18 protein-coding genes and 1 pseudogene are annotated in these 23,175 nt (G+C 39.7%); 10 read left to right on the forward strand and 9 right to left on the reverse strand.

Features of this window, described 5'->3' with window-relative positions:
* The first annotated feature begins 2 nt into the window (after nt 1-2).
* The 6 genes from BQ7997_RS16950 to BQ7997_RS16975 all read left to right on the forward strand — a co-directional run bounded on the left by BQ7997_RS16950 (nt 3) and on the right by BQ7997_RS16975 (nt 8,561).
* Nucleotides 3-1,679 (forward strand): SusF/SusE family carbohydrate-binding protein, encoded by a 1,677-nt coding sequence (locus BQ7997_RS16950; RefSeq protein WP_032579567.1) that lies wholly within the window; start codon nt 3-5, stop codon nt 1,677-1,679.
* A gap of 39 nt (nt 1,680-1,718) precedes the next feature.
* Nucleotides 1,719-3,095 carry an alpha-galactosidase gene (locus tag BQ7997_RS16955; RefSeq protein ID WP_025868204.1) on the forward strand — a complete coding sequence of 459 codons (1,377 nt, stop codon included), beginning with the start codon at nt 1,719-1,721 and terminating at the stop codon, nt 3,093-3,095.
* 33 nt (nt 3,096-3,128) lie between these two features.
* Nucleotides 3,129-3,536, forward strand: a complete 408-nt coding sequence (locus BQ7997_RS16960; RefSeq protein WP_159436778.1) for a CBM35 domain-containing protein — start codon at nt 3,129-3,131, stop codon at nt 3,534-3,536.
* Entirely contained in the window at nt 3,533-5,527 is a 1,995-nt protein-coding gene (locus BQ7997_RS16965; protein WP_032579563.1) for a glycoside hydrolase family 97 protein, read from the forward strand. The genes BQ7997_RS16960 and BQ7997_RS16965 overlap by 4 nt, the downstream gene beginning before the upstream one ends.
* 22 nt (nt 5,528-5,549) lie before the next feature.
* On the forward strand, nt 5,550-7,676 hold the full coding sequence (locus BQ7997_RS16970) for a glycoside hydrolase family 97 protein (RefSeq protein WP_025868206.1): 2,127 nt from the start codon (nt 5,550-5,552) through the stop codon (nt 7,674-7,676).
* A 333-nt stretch (nt 7,677-8,009) separates the two neighbouring features.
* Nucleotides 8,010-8,561, forward strand: coding sequence for a helix-turn-helix domain-containing protein (locus BQ7997_RS16975; protein ID WP_032579560.1), 552 nt, complete (start codon nt 8,010-8,012; stop codon nt 8,559-8,561).
* A gap of 99 nt (nt 8,562-8,660) precedes the next feature.
* On the opposite strand, the gene BQ7997_RS16980 is transcribed toward BQ7997_RS16975, so the two are convergent.
* The 6 genes and pseudogenes from BQ7997_RS16980 to BQ7997_RS17005 form a co-directional block, all read right to left on the reverse strand.
* Entirely contained in the window at nt 8,661-9,815 is a 1,155-nt protein-coding gene (locus BQ7997_RS16980; RefSeq protein WP_025867454.1) for a PDDEXK nuclease domain-containing protein, read from the reverse strand.
* A gap of 25 nt (nt 9,816-9,840) precedes the next feature.
* Entirely contained in the window at nt 9,841-11,064 is a 1,224-nt protein-coding gene (locus BQ7997_RS16985; RefSeq protein ID WP_008776926.1) for a site-specific integrase, read from the reverse strand.
* Nucleotides 11,065-11,308: 244 nt separating this feature from the next.
* Nucleotides 11,309-11,494 (reverse strand): annotated as a pseudogene (locus tag BQ7997_RS25930) (recombinase family protein); the annotation flags it as partial.
* A 644-nt stretch (nt 11,495-12,138) separates the two neighbouring features.
* Nucleotides 12,139-12,642 (reverse strand): hypothetical protein, encoded by a 504-nt coding sequence (locus tag BQ7997_RS16995; RefSeq protein ID WP_073347324.1) that lies wholly within the window; start codon nt 12,640-12,642, stop codon nt 12,139-12,141.
* A 7-nt stretch (nt 12,643-12,649) separates the two neighbouring features.
* Nucleotides 12,650-14,647: a WG repeat-containing protein gene (locus BQ7997_RS17000; protein WP_083589277.1), complete on the reverse strand. Its 1,998-nt coding sequence runs from the start codon at nt 14,645-14,647 to the stop codon at nt 12,650-12,652.
* A 513-nt stretch (nt 14,648-15,160) separates the two neighbouring features.
* Nucleotides 15,161-16,399 carry a BACON domain-containing protein gene (locus BQ7997_RS17005; protein WP_073347326.1) on the reverse strand — a complete coding sequence of 413 codons (1,239 nt, stop codon included), beginning with the start codon at nt 16,397-16,399 and terminating at the stop codon, nt 15,161-15,163.
* Nucleotides 16,400-17,101: 702 nt separating this feature from the next.
* Here BQ7997_RS17005 and BQ7997_RS17015 point away from each other — a divergent pair.
* From BQ7997_RS17015 to BQ7997_RS17030, 4 genes are all read left to right on the forward strand, one after another.
* A complete protein-coding gene (locus tag BQ7997_RS17015; RefSeq protein WP_073347327.1) occupies nt 17,102-17,785 on the forward strand; it encodes an energy transducer TonB in 684 nt (227 codons plus the stop codon).
* A 171-nt stretch (nt 17,786-17,956) separates the two neighbouring features.
* Nucleotides 17,957-18,580, forward strand: a complete 624-nt coding sequence (locus tag BQ7997_RS17020) for a hypothetical protein (protein WP_073347328.1) — start codon at nt 17,957-17,959, stop codon at nt 18,578-18,580.
* Between the two features lie 47 nt (nt 18,581-18,627).
* Nucleotides 18,628-19,191, forward strand: a complete 564-nt coding sequence (locus tag BQ7997_RS17025; RefSeq protein WP_044654204.1) for a cob(I)yrinic acid a,c-diamide adenosyltransferase — start codon at nt 18,628-18,630, stop codon at nt 19,189-19,191.
* Nucleotides 19,192-19,265: 74 nt separating this feature from the next.
* Complete coding sequence (locus tag BQ7997_RS17030; RefSeq protein WP_002558131.1) at nt 19,266-19,487, forward strand: DUF2795 domain-containing protein; 222 nt, start codon at nt 19,266-19,268, stop codon at nt 19,485-19,487.
* An 80-nt stretch (nt 19,488-19,567) separates the two neighbouring features.
* Here BQ7997_RS17030 and BQ7997_RS17035 read toward each other — a convergent pair whose 3' ends face one another.
* From BQ7997_RS17035 to BQ7997_RS17045, 3 genes are read right to left on the reverse strand one after another with little or no spacing between them, the layout of a single operon-like run.
* Nucleotides 19,568-20,755 (reverse strand): porin, encoded by a 1,188-nt coding sequence (locus BQ7997_RS17035; protein WP_073347329.1) that lies wholly within the window; start codon nt 20,753-20,755, stop codon nt 19,568-19,570.
* Nucleotides 20,756-20,770: 15 nt separating this feature from the next.
* Nucleotides 20,771-21,829, reverse strand: coding sequence for an L-asparaginase 2 (ansB, locus tag BQ7997_RS17040; protein WP_022139041.1), 1,059 nt, complete (start codon nt 21,827-21,829; stop codon nt 20,771-20,773).
* A 31-nt stretch (nt 21,830-21,860) separates the two neighbouring features.
* Nucleotides 21,861-23,171, reverse strand: coding sequence for an anaerobic C4-dicarboxylate transporter family protein (locus tag BQ7997_RS17045; RefSeq protein WP_073347330.1), 1,311 nt, complete (start codon nt 23,169-23,171; stop codon nt 21,861-21,863).
* Nucleotides 23,172-23,175 lie beyond the last annotated feature (4 nt).

Below are 23,175 nucleotides of genomic sequence, written 5' to 3' on the forward strand. Positions count from 1 at the left end.
CAATGAAACAAAAGATGAAGACAATATATAATTACCTATTATTGATAGTGGGATTCTTCTTCACAGTGTTGCTGAATAGCTGTGATGCAGAAAAGGAACTAAAGGTTGTTGAAACGGGTGATGCTTCACTCTATGAACAGATTTATATTCTTGGTTATGGGGCAGAAAACAATTTTGATTCTAATTTGGCTGTTCCGATGGAAAAAACATCTAATCCGAATATATTTACTTGTCAAATAGAATTGCGTTATTACGGTGACAATAAACAATTTAAATTTTGTACTGCACGAGGTGATTGGGATAAAATTTATTATATCATCCCTTCCTCAGGCGTGGTGGGTGGAAAATCTTATGCTTATACTACATTTGGAGAGAATGCACCTAATAATGCACGTCTTTGTTCAGAACTGACCGGAGATCTTGAAGACCATTTTTGGGGTATTCATGAAGGAGAAGATGGTATTTACGATATCACTATTAATGTGAAAGATATGACGGTAACTGTTGTATTAGTAAAGAAACTTGATGAAAAAGAGTTTGAACTAAATCAACTTTTTATTATTGGAGATGCTACCCCGGCTGGTTGGGATATTAATAATCCCTATCCAATGGAAAATATTTCACCAAATGTGTTTCAGTATGAAGGAGCGCTTAGACAGGGGGAGATGAAATGCCCTATTAATAATAATGGAAAATATGAAGATGAGTTTCTTATGCCTGTTGTAGCGGGAACAGTCATAAATAAATCGGGTGTTGCTGACGTAGCTGTGGAGTATGTGCCTACCGGTAATCCTGATAGCAAATGGAACATTGAGACCCCCGGCAATTATAGAATTATAGTAGACGCTTCGAAGGGTAAAAAGAACATTACTATTACTGCGACTTGGCTTAGTGAAATTGAATTAGGACCAGAACTTTATATGCTTGGAAATGCATCTGGCAAATGGAATTCACCTGATGGGCTATATATGGATTCGTCCGATGGGAATATCTTCACTTGGGAGGGAGAAATCCATTATAATACAGAAAATAAGCAGTTCAAATTTTGTACAGAAAAAGGTGAATGGGACCAAGTTGATTTTCTTGTTCCGGAAAATGCTACTGCTGACGGGTATATCGAAGTCATACAGCCTGGAACCTATAGGTTGCAACGTTGCTCACAAGGTGAAGGTACACTAAAAGATGCATTTTTCGGAATACCGGAAGAAGGTAGTGCCGTATACAAAATTATAGTGGATGTTGAATCCTTAACAGTTACGTTAGAAAAGGTTCGCGATCTTGACAAACCAGAGATTAACGAATTGTATATACAGGGGGTTGCGGGTAATTCTGGTACTGATTCAAATGATCCGGGAGTACAATTGATATATGATGAGGCATCCAAACGTTTTAGTTGGGAAGGTGAACTTTATTATACTGAGGCAGAAGGAAATCGTCAATTCAATTTCATTACATCTAAAGGAAATTGGGATCAAGTGGTTTTCCTTATACCAGAAAAAGGCGATAGTGATGGATATCGTGAGTTAGTAGAAGACAGTGGCATTTATAGGATGAAGAAAGTTCAGGGACCTGGTAATCCGTTGGCTGCGTCATGGGGTATTTCTCTAGAAAACAGTGGAAAATATCGAATCGAAGTCGATGTCGAGGGAATGACACTTTACGTGTTCAAGATAGAGTAAATTTGTAATTATAGTAATAAACTATTAAATCAAAATGATATGAATATTAGAAGTATATTTTTGTGTGGACTTGTTTTTGTTTCAGTAGTAGTCAGTGCTCGTGATAGTAGATTTACGAGACATGGCGCTGGTCCTCTTTATTGGATGGCCTACGAACAGTGTTTTGTAACTGATAGCCCATTGGCCGAGGATCGTTATCAAAAATCGGTAGATTGGGTAGCCAAGAATTTTCTCTCTTACGGTTATGATATGGTATGCACTGATGGTTGGATTGAAAGAGCACAAACTGTAAATGAAAATGGATATATAACGAAGTATAATGACGCTTGGAGTCATGATTTTGCCTATTGGATCGATTATAACAAGAAGAAAGGTTTGAAAACAGGGATTTATTACGATCCGTTGTGGATGTCGAGAAAAGCTTATGAGAACAATTTACCAGTGAAAGGCTCTACAAAGACCACTCGTGATATCAAGGGAAATGTTAATTTTAATGATTATCTTTATTGGGTAGATACAGATAAGGAGGGTGCTGAACAGTGGATTAAAGGGTATGTACGTTATTTTATTGATCTTGGATTCTCATTTCTTAGAATAGATTTTCTGAACTATTACGAAGATGCTTATGGTACAGAACGTTATGTGAAGGCTCTTCGTTGGATTAAGGAAGAAGCGGGTGATGAAATTTTTATCTCTTTGGTAATGCCCAATTGTTTCGATCATGCCGCTAACGAAATTCCATACGGTGATCTTTTTCGTATTAGTGAGGATGTTTTCGGTGGGGGATGGGATTTTATCAGTAATCGTCGTCGTGGCATTCAACAAGACCGTTGGGCACAGTGGGGCAATGCTTTTGATGGTTTTGTTGGATTTAGTGATGTAGCCGCCCGTGGGCAAATCATGATGGATGGCGACTTTATTAGGTTAAATACTTGTGAAAGTGATACAGAACGTCAGTTTTGGGTATCACTAATGGCTATAACCGGTTCGCCCATAGCTATTGCCGATCAGTATGATACAGCTAATGGGTGTGAGCGTTTTTATCAAAACGAGGAAATTCTGGCACTTAATAAAATGGGATTTAGTGCACGTCCAATGTCGGGTAATCCATCAGAAATTGCAAGCTCGAAATGGGTGGGGCAATTGCCTAATGGTGAGTGGATTGTTGGATTGTTCAACAGAGAGGAAGAAGCTTCAAATATGTCTATTAACTTTTTGCGTGATTTAGGTATTAAAGAAGGAAAAGTTAGTAATATACGTGATCTTTGGACTCATTCTGATTTAGGTGCTTTTGAAGGTGCTTATAAAGTTAACATACCTGCACATGGATGTCGTATTCTTCGTATCACATCTTCATGCAAACGTTATCAGGCTGAAGTTGCTGCTCTACGTGGCAGTGTAAAAGTTCAAAAGTAACAACCGATTATTAATTTGTAAGAAATGACTGAAATGAAAAAGATTATATTTTCCTTTTTTATAGCGATAACAGTAGGACTGATGTCTTGCAAAAACGATTGGACAATAGACGATGCGGATTTACCGCCGATAGCGGAGAACTCTGACGGGTTTGGTTATGTGGGTAATTTTACGGGTGAAGGCGCTTCTGTGCTCTTTGCTGTTGAGGTACCTGTGACTGGCGATTATACAGTTATTGTGCGAGGACGTGCTTCCTCTGATATTCCGGGTGCTGGTGTTTTTAAGGCAAACGGAGATGAGAAGCAGATTTCTTTTGATGAACAATATGTTTGGAAAGATCAGACTGTAACTGTAAGACTTAACCAAGGCGTGAATGATGTTGATATCTGTAAGGGTAGTGGTAATGGTATGTTCTTTATTGATTATATTGAATTGAAATGATACATAAAATTTTTATTAGTTGCTTCTTTGTATTATGTTCGAGCATGTTGATGATGGGTAGTAATACCCATCATATAGCATCCCCGGATGGGCATATAATAGTGACGTTCGAGGTTTCTAAAAAAGGGGAGATCTTTTATCGGATTGTTCGTGGCGGAGAAGTAGTGTTGTCGCAATCGAGATTGGGCTTGAAGCTAAAAGACGTTCCTGACATGATTACCGGATTTTCAGTTGCTAGTATTCGGCGTAATACTGTTTCGGAATCGTGGAATCCGGTATGGGGTGAAGAATCGGTAATTGAAAATAACTATAATGAGATGGCGCTTGATCTCGTGCAGAAGAAAATAGCTCCAGGTCGTGAGATTAGTGTTGTATTTCGCGTATTTAATGATGGTGTCGGATTTCGTTATGAATTTCCGCGTCAAGCACAATTGGGTGACTTTGTAATCATGGATGAACTTACCGAATTTACTTTTGCAGATAACCATACGAGTTGGTCACTTCCAGTAGAAGGGATACGTTTTTACGAAGGTCTATTTCGTGAACTCCCTATAGATAAGATAGGATGGGCGAGTACTCCGGTCACCATACGTACTGACAAAGGATTGCATATAGCACTTCATGAAGCTAATTTGACAGATTTCGCTGCTATGAATGTACGAGCTACACCGGGAAGTAATGTACTTCGTGCTGCGCTTACACCATGGAGTAGTGGTGAAAAGGTATTTGTTACTGGTGTACGGGTAAGTCCATGGCGTACACTGATAATCGCTGACAATGCCAGTAACATGATGCTTTCACGTCTCATGCTTAATTTGAATGAACCTTGTCGGATAATGGATACTTCGTGGATAAAGCCGCAACGCTATCTTGGTGTTTGGTGGTGTTACCACATGAAAACTCACACATGGTATGATGGACCACAGCATGGAGCTACAACAGAAAATACTATTCGTTATATGGATTTCGCTGCTAAAAATAATTTTGGTGGAGTATTGGTGGAAGGTTGGAATCCAGATTGGAAGTCATGGAATTTTGATTATGTACATCCGTATAAGGATTTTGACATTACACATATTAATAATTATGGACGTAGTAAAGGAGTTGCACTTATTGGCCATCATGAAACGGGTGGGCGAATTGCTAATTATGAAAGGCAGATGGAAGATGCATTTAAACTTTATCGGCAAAATGGAATGCACTATGTCAAAACCGGTTATGTTGGAGATTTGCTAGACAATAAAGAATACCATAGTAGTCAGTTTGGGGTGAGACATTACCGTAAGGTGATTGAGACTGCCGCCAAATATCAGATTGCCATCGACAATCATGAGCCTGTCATTCCCACAGGGTTACAACGTACTTGGCCGAACTTAATGACTCAAGAAGGAGTACGCGGACAAGAATGGAATGCATGGAATGAAGAAGGTGGTAATCCGCCGGAACATACAGTGACTTTACCATTCACCCGGGGATTGGCTGGCCCTATGGATTTTACTCCGGTTATATTCAATTTTGAGAATGACGCAATGCCACAGACACATCCCAATACAACACTTGCCAAGCAACTGGCACTGTTTGTGATTCTCTATTCGCCGCTTCAAATGGCTGCTGATATGATTGAAAATTACGAGAATAATCCTGGTCCATTTCAATTTGTTTGTGATTGTCCTACCGATTGGGATAAAACGACTTATCCGGAAGCTGAGATTGGGAAATATATAACTGTTGCCCGTAAAAGTAAAGGTCATGATTCTTGGTATTTGGCTACTGCTACTGGTGCAGAAGCCCGTATAGCTAATATCAGTCTTTCTTTTCTAGATGCTAACAGTAAATATAAGGCTATTATTTATCGCGATGGATGTGATGCTGATTGGGAAAGGAATCCTTATCCGGTAGAGATTGAAACTCGTGAAGTAACTGCTAATACGACGCTTTCAATTCCTGTTGCTCGTGGCGGTGGTGCTGTTGCAAAATTATTTAAAATATAATCTTTGTATTATTTTGACATTTATGATAACTCAACTATTTAAATCTTTAAGTTTGGCATTTTGCTTGGCATGTACAACCTCAGCTTTTGCCGAACAGCTATTTTCATCGCCTGACGGCAATCTGAAAATGAATTTTTCTTTATCTTCAGAAGGGCGTCCGACTTATGCGTTGTATTATAAGGGGAAAACTGTTATAAAGCCAAGTGGACTTGGATTTATGCTAAAAAACTCAGACCAATTATTTGAAAAGTTTAAAATGACTGCTGTAACAAATGATTCGTTGAATGAAACGTGGCAACCTGTATGGGGAGAAGAATCGGTCATACGTAATCATTACAATGAAGTGCTAGTAGATCTCAGGCAAGCGGATACCAATCGTCTAATGTCTATACGTTTTAGACTTTTTAATGATGGACTCGGTTTTCGATATGAGTTCCCACAGCAGCGCGAATTAAGTTATTTTGTTATCACAGACGAGTGCACGGAGTTTGCTATGTCGGGTGATATGACGGCCTATTGGATTCCAGGAGATTATGATACACAGGAATATGATTACACACGTAGTCGGCTTTCGGAAATACGTGGATTAATGGAAAAATCGATTTCTGACAACTTGTCACAGACGTCTTTTTCGCCTACTGGAGTACAAACTTCATTGATGTTAAAGACCGATGATGGTTTATATATTAATCTTCATGAAGCTGCTTTAGTTAATTATCCGGCTATGCACCTCAATCTTGATGATAAAAATTATGTATTTAAGTCATGGCTTACGCCCGATGTCAATGGGGAGATGGCATATATGCAAAGTGCCTGCTATACACCTTGGCGCACCATCATTGTCTCCGATGATGCCCGTGACATTCTCGCCTCCCGTATCACGCTCAATCTTAATGAACCATGTAAACTCAAGGACACTTCATGGATATTTCCTACCAAGTATATTGGTGTTTGGTGGGAGATGATTACTGGGAAAAGCGATTGGAGCTATACATGGGATTTTCCTAATATTCATCTTGGAAAAACAGATTATACCCATGCTAAGCCTCATGGACGTCATGGGGCTACTACAAAGAAAGTGAAACGATATATAGATTTTGCAGCGGAACATGGTTTTGACGCCGTGCTAGTTGAGGGATGGAATATCGGTTGGGAAGATTGGTTTGGTAATTTTAAGGAAGATGTATTTGATTTTGTTACCCCCTATCCTGATTTTAATTTGCCTGAAATACGGGATTATGCCAAGTCCAGAGGCATAAAGATGATTATGCATCACGAAACATCTGGTGCTGTACGCAATTATGAACGTCGTATGGATCAAGCATATCAGTTTATGGTGGATAATGGATATAAGGCTGTTAAAAGTGGTTATGTTGGTGATATAATACCCAAAGGTGAACATCATTATACTCAGCGAATGGTTAATCATTATCAGTATGCTGTTGAAAAGGCTGCTGATTACAAGATTATGGTAAATGCTCATGAGGCAGTACGTCCTACTGGTCTTTGCCGAACATGGCCCAACCTTATTAGTAATGAGTCTGCACGTGGATCTGAGTATCAGGCTTTTGGAGGAAGTAAGCCGAGCCATACAACGATACTACCATTTACCCGTCTTATTGGTGGTCCGATGGATTATACTCCGGGGTTGTTTGAGAATGATATAACAAAATATAATTCTGATAAAAAATCGTGGGTGAATACTACACTTGCCCACCAGCTCTCGTTATATGTCACAATGTCAAGTCCGCTTCAGATGGCTGCCGATCTTCCGGAAACTTATGAGAAATATCTCGACGCTTTTCAGTTTATTAAAGATGTGGCCCTTGATTGGGATAAAAGTTATTACCTTGAAGCTGAACCAATGGAATATATAACTGTAGCTCGATGTGCAAAGAATACTGACAATTGGTTTGTAGGTGGTACTAACGGTGAAGTTCCTCGTATTGCGACAATTGATTTTTCATTTCTTCCTACAGGGCAAAAGTATATTGCTACGATTTATCGTGATGGTAAGAAGGCTCATTATCGTAATAATCCCACAGATTATGTGATTGAGACAAAGACTGTCACTAATAAAACAACGTTGAAAATTAGCACTGCATCTGGTGGAGGTTTTGCTATTTCACTTGTACCGAAAGCTTCTTAGGTCCTGTTTAATTTTGTACGCTATACTCTCTTTGGGAAGTATAGGTTATCATTCTTTCGAATAAAATAGCGACTTTGTATCATTTAATTCGTAGGACTATACTTCTACGAATTAAATGATACAAAGTTAAGTAGGTATAGATAACTACCGAAAGGTATAGATAGATAAATCCGCATAGCTCAATGAGTTATGCGGATTTTCTTTTTAGTTAAACTTTGTATTTCTTTTGTTATATTCGGATATTAGCTGTATTATTGTGCCATAATTGTACCAACACTTATTGGTAGATAATGTGACACTTAACAAGCATAAGTAATAATAAAGTAGAATTGTATGGGTGCAGCAAAGTTTGAGATAACAAGGAAATGCAAGATTTGCGGTGAGCCATTCGTCGCAAAGACTATCACGTCTTGGTATTGCTCACCAAGATGTTCTAAAGTTGCATTTAAGCGCAGGAAAGATGAAGAGAAAAGAAATGAACGTTTGGATGCTATAGCCAAAGCTATTCCCAATGACCAGGAGTACATAACAGTTCCCGAAGCCTATTCTTTGTTTGGCATCAGTAAGGAAACCCTTTATCGCCAAATCCGAAAGGGCGTTATTCCAAGTGTTAATGTAGGGCAACGCCAAACACGGGTAAGCAAAGAAACGCTTATGGAGATGTACCCTCTAAGGAAGAGTCTGCTTAAAAAGCAGCCCAAGCCCATTCCCAAGCTGTATAGTTTGGAACCAAAGGATTGCTACACGATACAGCAAGCGTGTGAGAAATATCACATGAATGACAGTACACTCTATCTTCAAATCAGAAAGTTTTCAATTCCTACTCGGCAAATCGGCAATTTCGTATATGTGCCCAAAAAGGGAATAGACAATCTCTATAAATAAGCATCCTTATGAAGAAATCTCTATCCCACACCCGTGTTTCCGTGAAACTTCGCAAGGCAGAGTTTCGAAAGAAGAAATAACCTTTTCTTTTCGCCAATTTTAAAGTTTGTAACTCTCATAGTTTGAGGAAGAAATGAACTCTTTTATTTCTTCTTCTGTTGGAAGTTCTATCCTATACTTCTGTACAAAGATATTTGGGTCTAATCCGGCAGTGGCATACTTTACTAATGTATCTCCCTTTTCAGTGCAAAGCAGAATACCGATAGGTGGATTATCATCCGGCTGCATCACTTCCGCTTTGAAATAGTTCAGATACATATTTAGTTGCGAAGCATACTCATGGTGGAACTTGTCTATCTTCAATTCTACAATAACATGACATTTCAAAATACGATGATAGAACACAAGGTCGGCAAAGAAATAATCTTCATCAATCAAGATGCGTTTTTGCCGGGCTTCAAAGCAGAAGCCATGTCCCATTTCCAATAGGAAGCGTTGCAAGTTGTCAAGAATGGATTGTTCCAAATCGTTTTCCGTCACTAATGCACGTTCATTCAACCCTAAGAACTCCAAAGTAACAGGGGTATTGATAACATCTTTAGGTTGTAATAAGGTTGCTTGTTGCTGGACTAAAGCGGAGAGGGCTTCTTTGTTTTTGGATAGTCCGCTACGTTCGTAATATAAAGATGCGATTTGTCGCTCTAACTCCTTTACAGACCAGCAGCCACGCATGGTTTCCATTTCATAGAAAGCACGTTTTACCGGGTTCTCAATTCCCGATATGGTATTTAAATGGGTGGAAGATAATCTGTTGAATAATCTATCAGCCGGAATCATCCACGTTTCGGTTTGTGGGTATTCTGTTGATAGTTTCCAAACGCCATTTTCAGATTCGGCGGTCACCAACCGCCGAATTGGTTCAGTGAATTCGGCGGTCAATGACTGCCGAATTTGAATTTGTGATGCAATGTATTGTGTAACAGGTTCTTTTAGTTGTGGATAAACGAGGTACAGCCGCCTAAATTCACGGAATCTACGTTCGTTCAGACCTTTTGTTTTCAGTCGTTGTTCCAGTTTTTTCAACAATTGTTCACCGTAGGCGGCACGGTCTTCTCCGTTCTGCTCAAACTCCACGATATAGCACCCCATAAGCCAGTTACGGGAAGTAAGGGCAAGGTTTACAGCGTGTGCGGCTTGTGCCTGCAACGTGTTCTGTATCGTGCTGATATGTTTTACTAATGCTTCAAAGTTCATAGTTACAAAGATAAGTCTTTTATGGTTAAAACTTTAGTTCGGGCAAGCTGTTTATTGCTTCCTCTTTCAATTTATCCACCGCACGGGTGTATTTCTCCGTATGCTTCAATCCGCTATGCCCTAAAAGGCTGGCTACGGTTTTGATATTTGCCCCATTGTTCAGAATGTTCACGGCAAACGAATGTCGGGCACAATGCCAGCTTATATGTTTGTCTATTCCGGCTCTCTTTACCCAACGTTTTACTGATTTACAGCAGCTTTCGTAAGTAGGTAAATCGAATATCAAGCAGTTTTTATCTGCCGGGGCTTCACCAATGATAGACAATAGACCATCATTCAGGGGAATAACTACACCACTACTGGCAGAATGTCCCTTTGTCTTACTTTGCTCAAATTTCAATAACCGATTAGCGTAATCCACATTCTTATAGGTAAGGTCTTTTACATCACAGAAACGCAGACCGCAGTATAAGCAGAAGATAAAAGCACGTCTGACATTCGGGTTCTCGTTGTCATAATGGCAAGCCGCCAACTTTTGTATTTCTTCGGGAGAAAGAACATCTTTCCGAAGCATTTGGCTATCCACTTTGCAGGTAACACTTTTGCATGGGTCTTTCAACATTACATCGTGGTCAATCGCATATCGAATAACTTTCTTGAAACGCTGGTAAATGCTTTTAGCCCCTTCACCTACACTTCGGGATTGCAGGTAGGCTACAAACTGCTCCATCATTTCTTTGGTGATAAGTTCCGGTTTGATACTAAACTCATTCATGGGGTATTGCTCTTTTAAGAAGTCCTTAAAACGGCTAAGTGCAATTTGTACCATGCGAATATCTTTCTTGGTATAACTGTTGATATAGGCTTGGAAATAGTCTAAGAAATTGACCGTTCTATCTTTTTTTAACCGATAGCCCAACATACTTTCTTTAAACTCCTGTTCACGCTCCGCACGTATCTTTGTAGCAAGCTCCAACGTTTCTTTGTTCTGCTGACGTTCTGCAGGGGTACGGGGCTTATCTATCAGATACAGACTAAGGTTTTCTTTTCGCCTGTTGTGCTTTACTGCAAACTTGGGCTTACCTTGCATCTTTCCACTATCATAGTACACTTGATTGCCGTTTTTATCTAATACGGGCTTTTCCTCTCTACCTAAATAATACTCTAAGTAAAGGCTAATTCTACCATCCGAGAGCTTATTTTGTTCTAACTTGGGGTTTTCTTTCGTTTTATTTTCTAACTTTGCCATTGTTTAGAGGTTTTATCCCGATTTAGGTACCATAACCGGGTGATTACGCTAAATAGTTGATTTTCTTTTGTTTTCCGATATTGCAAAGGTACAAAAGAAAATGATATTTCAAAGTGTACTAAAAGTGTACTGAATAACGGAAAATGGGCAAAATATGGCAAAAATAGAGAAAATAGGAAATATACAAGTGATTGATAATAAAGAAGATATGTTCTTTTATTTTCCTATGATTTCTATGGCTTGTACCGGGTCTGGGTACTGAAGCGGAGAAAGTAGAAATACTTTCTCCGCTTTTCTTTTCTACTCCTTGTAACTCGTTGGTTTGCTGATATATTTAATCAAGCACTTTGTTATAAGAATTAGTTCGATATGTTTTTCCGTCAAATTCGATTTTTTCGGTACACATCGAACTTATTAGTTTGATGTGTACCGTTTGCAGAACATATAGATCCAATATGCAGGACATATAGCTCTAATATGTTGGACATATAGATCTAACGTATTGGGTATATAGATCCATCACTTCAAGTGTTTAAGTAGTTGATAAATAGACTATTGTTGCTTGATAACTAGGCTATTGCTACTTGGCCACCCAATAGTTAATACATGACAGAGATTTACAATGAGCATATTTTGATTTGCTATAAGCATATCCGGATTAGCTATAATGAAATTAGTTTTAGCTCATGGGATATTTTGAAAAGACAAGGTGAACTGCCCATTTCCAGTTTCACCTGAATTCAGTCCTTGCTTTCACCTGCTATCTCCTTATTCATCGGCATTTCGAGAATCAGGTGGAAGTGATGAACTGCAATTATAATATAGTTGCGTTAAACAGCTTCCTAAAAGAGGCAATCCTTATGCATTTACGGAGTTAGACGTTGCAATTTTAGTAGTGTTTGGCTACTTGTGGTACTGCAATGAGTATTATAGTCATTTTATACTCTAAAATAATATCTCATAGATAAATAATGTGAAAACAATGTTTTTTCTTTGAGATGGGATTAACTTTCAGTCATTTATGAGGTCTAACATACAAGAATGTCTTGATAAAGATGATAGGTCGGCAGGTCTTTATAAAAGTAAGATATAAATTATACAACATAGAATACCAACTCCAAGCCTTGATAGCTTCGTTTTTGTGCTGATATCTATTGATTCTATTTGGTTAATTTTGAATAGTTGTATCTCTATTGCAATAAATAATGTGAAGTAACAAAGTGGGAAAATATAGAAAACTATCGGGTTTAATTCTATGAAAATTGCATAGAATGGTAGGATTGCTTTCAATAAAAGCAGAAGTATCAATGCCTGTGTCGAAATCCAATATAGCTTTTTGTTAGTCCAATAACTTATACCTGTAAGTATAAGCATCGTCCATAGAAAGGCAGGGCAAAATGTGTTTTCTTTATATTTGTAGAAATCAACAATGCCTCCATACATAGCATCGACTTCCTCCATAGAGTATAAAGTAAAATAGTCATAAACTTCCAGACTGAGTAGAATTATCCCTATAATGACTTCAGCATATGGGATTAACTTTGTCTTGTCTTTCGAAATTTGAAGTAAGGATTTCATGTGTTGATTAATTTTTTGAATTACTTTTCGCATGCTTCATGCTAAAGTCTGGGTTCTCATTAGATGGTGTACCCCATTCCAGTATGTATCCATAATTTCCCATAATTATTTCTTTGGGGACATCTTTGCGGATAATCTCCCCTTGACCATCATAGTAATTCCATGTATTATTCAATAATACAATCAATTTGGGGGCTCGTTTGTCTCCGATATCTTCTATGGGCATATCATTAATAATGAAATCATATTTGCAAGGTAGAATTTCCTTGTTTTCCCATGATAAAGCTCCATATTTCCCATTTTTGCGAACTACTATGACGCCACCTTTCGGTAAACCTATATAGTCATATTCGAAAGGTATGATAATTTGGTTGGTGTGGGATATCAAACCATATTTGCCATCCTTTAGTGCAAAGTGTGCCTCTGGACCATATTCTACCCAACCTGAAAGTGCGTCATACATGATTGGTATTACAGTTTTATTATGAATGTCCACTGTACCCACTTTTCCATTTTTGATAACAATGTATTTGGCCTCTTCCGGTTCAAAGTTATTGTAATACGTATCACAGATGCTATCATATTCAAAAGCTAATTTAATATTCCAGTTTTTATCAAACATTCCGGCTTTGTTGTCAGTGTTTACAAAAACAAGTCCATCTTTCAACGTATATATGTCTCTATATATGAAAGGCTGAATGATTTCATCTTTTTCTGAGATAAATCCGTACATTCCTTCTTTTTTAGCTATAAATCCTGTAGTGTAGAGGTTGTGTGATGCGTAAAGTGTATCATATTTGAAGGGAATAGTCTGCGTTCCGAAATAGTCAAGAAGTCCCTTTTTGCCATGAATATCCGAAATATATAATTTATTATCTTCATATAAGTAAGAAGTGATATCTTTCACTGGGAGCTTCCGGACGTTTTTATCAAAAACTGTCACAGTTTGTCCTTGAGTAGCTAGAAATATATCATTAAAAGGGGAGTATTGGGAAAAACGCTCTATATAATCATAATTTAATGGTAACACAATTTTTCCATATTCATTGATAATGCCATATTTCCATTTCTTTGCAACAATAGCATTTCGTCCCAAGCCGAATGGTTTCGCGTAATCATATATTCCGTAAGGAACAATTATTTGTTTGGCTTTGTCGATGTAAGAGAATTCTCCCCCAATTGAAATTTCGATAGAATCTCTAATTCGTTTGGTTCCATTTCGATAGTTGATGTCCATAAAAAGATAATCGATATTTTCTTCATTCTTTTGTGCTGTAATTAACAACGGAAGATTAGTCATATAAGAAGGGAGCCGATTTCTGTTTTGTATAATAATGGAATTATCGAACCTTGATAGTTGTTTGCCATCGAAAGAAAAAGTAGCCCACTCTTTTCCTTTGGTCACTATGAAATAATCCATTTCATTCGAATATCTGATATTGTCATATTCGAATGGGATTATGACATTGTTTTTAGAATCAATTACTCCATATCTGCCATTTTTAGTTAAGATAGCAACTTCCGGGTGAAAAAACGCAGCGCTGTATGGCTTTCCGTCGTATTCCAAGGCAATGACGATTTCTCCTTTGTAATTGACGAATCCCTGCTTGCCATTTTTAATGACGGATATTAGTTCTACATTATCAGAAGGAGCCCCAACTTTATCATAAATAAAGGGGATAAGGACTTTTTCGGTAATATCTATATAACCTTCTTTTCTTTCTTTTTCTGCGTATATCATCCCGTATTTATTTATGTCGTTTAAGAAACTGTATTTGCCGGGCGGTATTATAATTTCTCCTTTTTTGTTTTTGAATCCCCATGCAGAATAATCTTTATTTGTAATCCGATAATATTCTATACTGTCTGCCGGGATGATGATTGGCTTTCCTTCCTCATCATATTGGTATTCTTCAAGTATAAAAAACTCATCTTTGCAACTTTGGCAGAATGCCATGTTGGGGAGTGATAGTACTAATATGAATAGAAAAATGATTCGTTTCATAAGTATTGAGTTTGAAGATTTATGTGTTAACTCACAAATGTAACACTTTCTATGGATATCCGGACGTTTTGTGTTGAGTGTTTTTTTGCTAATTCAGATTTTATCTTTATTTGTGGCTAATCGTTCTTTTTCTATCGAAAAAAGAATGTTTAGCTCATGGTAATGAGCTACAAGTCTATCATTGTAATTAAGAGTTTTCAGTACAGTGAATAAGGATTTTTGTTGCACTAAACTATAAGTTTTGACAAGATAGAGACCAGTAATAGAAATAAAGACTAGTAATAAAAGTAATGATTGGCAATAAAGGGTATTTGTTTAGGATTTGAGGAAAGGTAAAAAGTTTGCGGAAGGAATTTTCCAGGTAAAGAAAAGTTCCGAACTTTCCCAAGCTGGAACTTTTCTTTTTATGTTCTTAGTAACCCGTTGCTTTGCTGATAGTTGAAAGGGATTTCAGTTTGGATAATATCCTCAAAAGACATTCAGAGTTGAGTCAACGTATTGTATTCTTTTATCTTATTTCTTGTAGTTGATGATGTAAACAGCGTTTGCATTACTTTGGGGACCACCGTTATTGTTGTCAACCGTAATTTTATTGATAAATCCTTCTGCATCCTTACCGTAAGTGTGGGAATATTCATGTACTTGACTGTCTGCATTATTATGTGATTTTTCTTTCACCATCATATTCTTGCTGCGTTTGCCAAAAAAATCACAAACTTTCAAGCCGTAGTTTCCATCTTCACAGAAACAGTCAAGCCATTCTGTGTTTGCGATAATGAAATTTAAATCTATAGAGACATCTGGACGATTTAACTCTTCGCCATAAGTGACTTCGGAATTCCCCCAGATTTGTTCAGTACCGCTACCGCACGTAATTTTAACTAGATTGTTATTTTGCCATTCCGGCTTTTCTATATATTTTGAATCGCTATCCGGTTTGGTAGCTTCCACTGAAATGACATGACCATTTTGATAGGAAATATGATATGTTTCATGATATGTTTCTACTGTACCATTATCATTTGTTTTATAACTTGCCTTTGTAACATATCCTTCTGCATTAAGTATGAGTTCACCGGTTTGGTAATCTTCTTCATGTGTTTTTTCATTATATTCTGTAAATTTAGTATGCACCTTTTTATTGGCTGCATCGTATGTAAATTCCGTTTTCCAATCCAAACCATCTCTGCGTTCGTCAGCGTCAATGATATTATTGTTGTTAAAGTCACCGTAAGTGCTGATCTGTTTTACGGTACCGTCCAGATTGTATGTGAATTCTGTAATTTCTTGTCTCCAATCATCTTTTGCATCTTCCCATTTACAAACGATATTGTCCACAAAACGCATTTTTGATACTTCCGGTTTTTCACCATTTGCCTTAGTCTCTTTTTGCTCCACTCTGATACGGATAACCGTGTCTCCACAAGTGATTACAATTTCAGCTACTCGGTCTTTACCTGTTAAGTTCGGCTGTAACGTCATGGTCAAAGTGTATTCTCCTGCATCGCCACTATACAGGTTTAAAGCTAGCCAATCGACTTCACTACTACGAGTTGTTGTCACATTTTTCACCATAGCTGTCCATGGAGCAGTAGCGGTGAATTTGATACCTTCCGGTTTGCTCGTTTCATCTGCATACACAGTCTGCGAGGTTGTTGTATTTCCCGTCAGCTGGATAGATGCATTTTCATCATTGTTGCTACATGAAGCGAAACATGCGGCAACAAATAAACATAAAAGGATTTTTTTCATACGTAAATATTGGCCTTTCAGTTCCCAAAGGCTTTTACATTAAACAACGAAAGCGTGGAACTGCAATGTCACATCTAAGATGAAGGTCCTGAGAAAACCTAATGAGCAGATGTAGTAATAGCAGCCCACGCTTATAGCGTGAGAACCACTATGCTATCCTTGCTCATTTGAAAATTTCTCAGGTTTTCATCTACAAGATAAACATAACGCTTCTTTCTTTTCTAAATATGTTCTTGGTAAGAGCGATCTCTATCCATTCGCAAAGATAGGCAATTTTACTGATAATTCGTACAATATAGATAAATTACAATTTAAATCCTAGTTTTTTCTTTTCTACTTACATGATGAGCTTTTGGAACGGCTCTGCTATACCAAAAGTTGGATAGAGCGATAAAATTCCGTCAGCTTATTGAGAATGAAAAATCTTGGACTTTTATGACTACATTCTGAACCCTTGTACTTTGGAGTGGGTGTGCCAAAATCAAAATTACTGAGGATGAGGAATAGTCGGTTCTTTTCATAAATTTTATTCAAAAGAAGGAAAAAGAATAAAATAAACAAGAGCTAATGTAACAGTCTATCCATAAAAATACTATATTTATTGCAGCTAGAGAGCACTTTAAGTAATGCTTTAAGAAGAAAAACGAAAAGTAGTATATATACTATATATTTTCTATTATTAATTACTTAAACACATTTTTTATGGAAGCCAAGAAATCAAAAAAGGCTGCAATTGAGAATCAACGAGGTTCTTGGTTGTTGATGGGTTTGGTTGTTGCGCTTGCCTTCATGTTCGTTTCGTTCGAATGGACACAACATGATGTCAGGATTGCGGCATTATCACCAGATGATGAATCCATCTTTGTTACAGAGTTAGTTCCAATCACATTTCCGGAAGAGAAACTGGAACCGCCTCCACCTCCCGAAGCTAAGGTCGTAGATATATTAGAAATAGTAAAAAACGATATAGAGGTGGCAGATGATGTTTCTACGGTAGGAGAGGATATGGACGCGACTCCTAACATTGTTTGGATACCACCAGTTGTGGAAGCAGAAGAGGTAGATGAAGATGTAATACATGAACATGTAGAAATCATGCCGGACTTCCCCGGTGGCATGGCTGCTTTGATGAAGTATTTGGGTACGAATATCAAGTATCCGACTATTTCTCAAGAAATGGGTTCAGCAGGAAAAGTGATTGTTCAGTTTGTCGTTGACAAAGACGGAACGATTACGAATCCGGCAGTGGTACGAGGGGTGGATGCCTATTTGGACAAAGAAGCTATCCGTGTGATAAGCTCTATGCCGAAATGGAAGCCCGGAGTACAGAATGGTAAGAAAGTTCGAGTGAAATATACTGTGCCTGTGGTATTCAGACTACAGTAGTAACTTGGAATAGATGAGTAATGAGGGTTGGTTCCTTGCGGAACCAACCCTTTTCTAATGAAATCCGCTTCCTTAAGTTGCCGAGTATTTATAACATTTCTTTCCTGGTTTGCTTCTGTGAAATAAAAAAACATATCTTTGCGTTACGAATAAAAAACGAATGATGGTTTTATGAATCTTCTACTCTGTATAAAAAGACCTTTTATCTGGCTTTCCCGTTTCCGCTATCGTTGCGGATATGGGGTACATTCCCCTTTTGCTTTCAGTCTGATAACAGATGTGATATATGAAAAGCTCCCTTACTATGCTTATGATTCTTTGAAAAAGGAACAGAAAAAGTTGGTAAGGGAACGTGGGTACAGTAAGGGCACACAAAAAGTAAATCGTTTCTTGTTCAGGTTGGTGAACAGGATGCAGCCTGCTGCCATTGTTGAGGTGGGGCGTCCTTCGGTGACTTCCCTCTACCTGCAATCCGCCAAACCTTCCGCTTCTTATCTCTTCTCTTCCGATCTTTCTGAACTTTTCCTTGATGCGGATACGCCTGTCGATTTTCTCTATCTGAATGATTACCGGAATCCGGAATTGCAGGAAGAAGTTTTCAGGATTTGTGCACGGCGGACTACCTTGAAAAGTGTCTTTGTGATACAGGGAATCTGTTACTCGAAAGAGATGAAAGAGCTGTGGAAACGATTGCAAGAGGACGAGCGGGTAGGGATTACTTTTGACTTATACGACCTCGGTTTGCTCTTTTTTGATAAAACAAAAATAAAACAGCATTATATAGTCAACTTCTGATAACCTTTGTATGTTTACCTTATATAGATGATTAAAAAAAGAAGATTATGAAAAAGAGCCTTGTATATACAAAGACCGGTGATAAGGGCACTACCAGCCTGGTGGGCGGCAGCCGTGTACCGAAAACGCATATCCGCCTGGAAGCCTACGGCACAGTGGACGAATTGAATTCTCATTTGGGATGGCTGCATACCTATCTGTTGGATGAGGCAGACCGTGATTTTATTTTGGGGATTCAGCATAAGCTATTTGCCATTGGTTCGCATCTTGCCACCGATCAGGAAAAAACACAACTGAAAGCTGCCAGTGTCATCACTTCGGAAGATGTGGAAAGTATCGAACGGGAGATTGACAAACTGGACGAACAGCTGCCGGAACTTTGTGCCTTTATTATTCCGGGCGGAAGTCGCGGAGCGGCTGTCTGCCACGTATGCCGGACGATTTGCCGGAGAGCCGAAAGACGTATTCTTACTTTATCCGAAACTTGTACAATTTCGCCCGAAGTATTAGCTTTTGTCAACAGATTATCAGATTATTTGTTTGTTTTATCCCGAAAAATTAATTTTGATGAACAAAACAACGAAATATTTTGGGATAATAGTTGGAAATGATAGATTTTATTATACTTTTGCCGAAAAATTAGAAAGCAAGACAAATTTAGTATTCACTTTAAATACTCAAAATTATGTATTGGACATTGGAACTAGCATCAAAACTGGAAGATGCTCCCTGGCCGGCAACCAAGGACGAATTGATTGATTATGCCATGCGTTCGGGTGCTCCTCTTGAAGTTATTGAAAATCTCCAGGAGATGGAAGATGAAGGCGAAATCTATGAAAGTATTGAAGATATTTGGCCGGATTACCCAAGTAAGGAAGATTTTTTCTTTAACGAGGAAGAGTATTGACGTAAACAGAGAACTGAACATATAAAAATACCCGATAGCTGTACAAAGGCTATCGGGTATTTTTAATGTTCTATTGTATTTTAGAATACTGGCATTTGCCAGATAAAACCAACAGAAATGCGGTTGGTACTGTAATTCTCCTGTCCCAGCACTTTGGCGCGGGAAGTGAAGTCGTACGAACGCCCTACGTAGGTGACGAAGAAGTGCAGGTTGGTTTCCATCGGATAAAATTCGACACCTGCGAGATAACCCCAGGAAGTACGGTAGTTTCCTTTTTCGATTCCTTCGGAAGCCTTGGTGACGGAAGCCGTCTCATACATACCTTTCACAAAGGCGTTCCATTTCGGCAGAAAACGATAGTTGCATTTGGCTACTACGGAAAGATAGCCGGTATCAAAAGCGTTGTGTCCGCCCGGGCGACCTACGATATTGGTAATGATACCTTTGCGGTCGATATCCTCTTTCGAATACATGAAATCCACAAAAGCGTTCCATTTCCCCAGGTTCAGTTCGTTTCCTAAAGCATAATAATACATATTATGGCTCTTGGCTTCGTTCATGACGGAAGCCGACCAACGGGTTTTGAATACATTGTTGAAATTACCGTTCCAGTTCAGAGTATAAACCAATGGCATTTTGCCGGATTTCAGGTCGGGGATATTTCCTTCGGCATCTTCCGTGATTCCGTAGGTGCTGTCGAAAGAACCGTTGCGGCTGTTCAGGACTTGCAGGTTGAGCTGTTGGTCGGGAGTGACATTATAGCCTACGTTCAATCCGGTCATAAAGTTACTCATATAATCAATCATGTCGCAGTATTGATAGACATCAATCGGGTTGAGGTCGAACTCGAAGCCACCATAAGCGGTACATTGCTTTCCGGCGAAAAGATTGAACTGGTCGTTCAGCTTGATGCCGATACCTGCGTAGTCGATGGAAGTCGGGAGATTGTCAATCATGCCGTTTGCGTCGTTCGAACGGTTGAGGCGCTGGCGATAGCGGTAAGAGAGCCAGTTGTTGATGTTTCCTTTCGCTTCGATACGGAGTTGGTGCATGTTGAAGTCACCTTCCTGGAAACCATCCCGGAAATGCGCGTCGAAACTGCCTTGCATATTCAGGTAAAGATTGAACTTATCCGTTTTCTTCTTTACGTCTGTCAGTTCTTCAAATAAGGGAGTGTTGGGCGAGAATTTGTCTTTCTTCTCTGTTTTTTGTGCATATACTCCCTGTATGCTGCCCGCCAGGAGCAGCATAAGGACTAATTTTTTCATAAGTCGGTCAGGTTTTTAGTATTCGTTAAAGTATTGCTGAATTTGTTTCCAGTCAGTGGTTTTGGTCAATGCGAGCATTAGCAAAACGCGTGATTTTTGCGGATTCAATTCCTGTGAAGCTACGAACTGGTACTTGGCGTCATCTACTTCTGCGTCAAGGGTGGTCGGTCCGGTAGGTACGCGGGAAGAACGGACAACGAGGATTCCCTTTCTGCGGGCGTCTATCAATGACGGGAAGATGTTCTTGTGGATATTTCCGTTGCCCACTCCTGCATGGATGATTCCTTTGTAGCCGTTGTTGAGCAGCGGATTCATCATATCGGCTTCAATGTTGGAGTAACTGTATACGATACCGACTTTAGGCAGTGAAGTGAGGTGAGTTACATCGAATACAGACTGGGTTGTATGTTTTTTGAGAGTCACTTGGTTGTAGAATACTTTTCCGTTCAGGACATAACCCAGTGCACCGGAGTTGGGAGCCTGGAAAGTCTGTACGTCGACGGTGTTCATCTTCACTGTGCTTTCTGCTCCGAGGATAAGTCCGTTCATGGCAACCAATACGCCTTTGTCTTTGGACTCTTTGGCAGAGGCGGTAACTACGGCATTGTAAAGATTCAACGGGCCGTCAGCACTTAGTGCGGTGGAAGGACGCATGGCGCCTACCAGTACTACCGGTTTGTCGCTCTTGACGGTCAGGTTCAGGAAGTAAGCCGTTTCTTCCATTGTATCCGTTCCGTGAGTGATGACGATACCGTCGATATCCGGCCGCTTCAACAGTTCATTGATTTTCTTGGCGAGTGTCAGCCATACTTCATCGTTCATGTCCTGTGAGCCGATTCTTACAATCTGCTCGCCTGTCACGTTGGCGATGTCCTTAATTTCGGGAACAGCATCGAGCAATGCGCCGATGGCAACCTGCCCTGCCGTGTAACTGGTTCCGGTGGCAGAGCTTCCCGTGCCGGCAATGGTTCCTCCGGTGGCAAGAATATGAATATTCGGTTTTGCGGCAAATGCCATTGTTACGGTAAGTAGCAGTGCTGATACTACCAGACCAAATCTCTTGAATTGTTTCATAACTGAATGAAGTTTAGGTTAATAATATATATTAGAATATTTGTATAAAAAGCAGTCCCAACCCGATTGCGACGGCTGTCGATACCAGTCCGGGCATCATGAACGAATGATTCAACACATATCTGCCGATTTTTGTTGTCCCCGTCCGGTCAAAATTGATGGCGGCTACCACGGTGGGGTAGTTCGGAATAAAGAAATATCCGTTTACGGCGGGGAACAGGGCAATCAGCATATATGGGGAGATACCCAGCGCAATGCCCAGCGGTACGAGTGCCCGCACGGTGGCTGCCTGGCTATATAGCAGGATAGACATCACGAACAGCGCGATTCCGAAAAGCCATGGCATTTGACGTACGATGCCCTCAATGGAGAAAGTAAGCTGCGCCATATTTCCCTGAAGGAAGGTATCGCCCATCCAGGCAATACCGAAGATAGCGATAACCGCTTGCATCCCGGCCGGGAATACAGAACCTTGCGTTGCTTTGATTCCGTCTGTCTTTGTCACTAATAAGATGATGGCTGCTGCCGATAACATGACAATTTCGATGATGGACGACATGCCCAATGTAACAATTTCGCCGTCGATAAGGAAGGACGGGCGCATCCCTTCGAAAGAGCCGAAGAGTACGATAAAGGCAGTTGCCAATATAAAGATGATGACGGAAATCATGGCTGAACGTTTGTTCTTGACATCTTTAATCTCCACTTTCTTATCATTGAAAAGTCCTTCTTTCAGCCGTTTCTGATATTCGGGGTCTTCTATCAGGTCTTTGCCGACCTTCATGGAGAATAAAGCGCCTACCAGTACACCGACGATAGTCGCAGGAATCGTAATTTTAAGAATATCGAAGAGGGTGATATCAAATCCTGCCAACAATCCGAGCAGGGCGACAGTAGCGGCGGAGATAGGACTTGCCGTGATGGCTTGCTGGGAAGCGATGACCGCAATGCCGAGCGGACGTTCCGGGCGGATTTTTGTTTCGGTGGCGACTTCCGCTATCACGGGCAATACGGAATAAGCCACGTGTCCCGTTCCGGCAACGAACGTAAACAGGTAAGTAACCAACGGGCTTAACAGGGTGACATGTGACGGATTTTTGCGTAGCAAATGTTCTGCCAGCTTTACCATGTAGTCAAGCCCGCCGGCAGCTTGCATACAAGCGGCTGCCGAGATGACGGCGGCAATCATCAGCATGACGTCGATAGGCGGGGCGGTGGGCTGTAAACCAAAAACGAACGTGAGTATCGCCAATCCAACGCCTCCCATAACGCCAAGACCGATGCCTCCCAGGCGTGCGCCAATAATAATGGCAGTCAGAACAAATGCTAATTGTAATATCATAGGT

The sequence above is a fragment of the Bacteroides congonensis genome (assembly GCF_900130125.1).
Classification (GTDB): domain Bacteria; phylum Bacteroidota; class Bacteroidia; order Bacteroidales; family Bacteroidaceae; genus Bacteroides; species Bacteroides congonensis.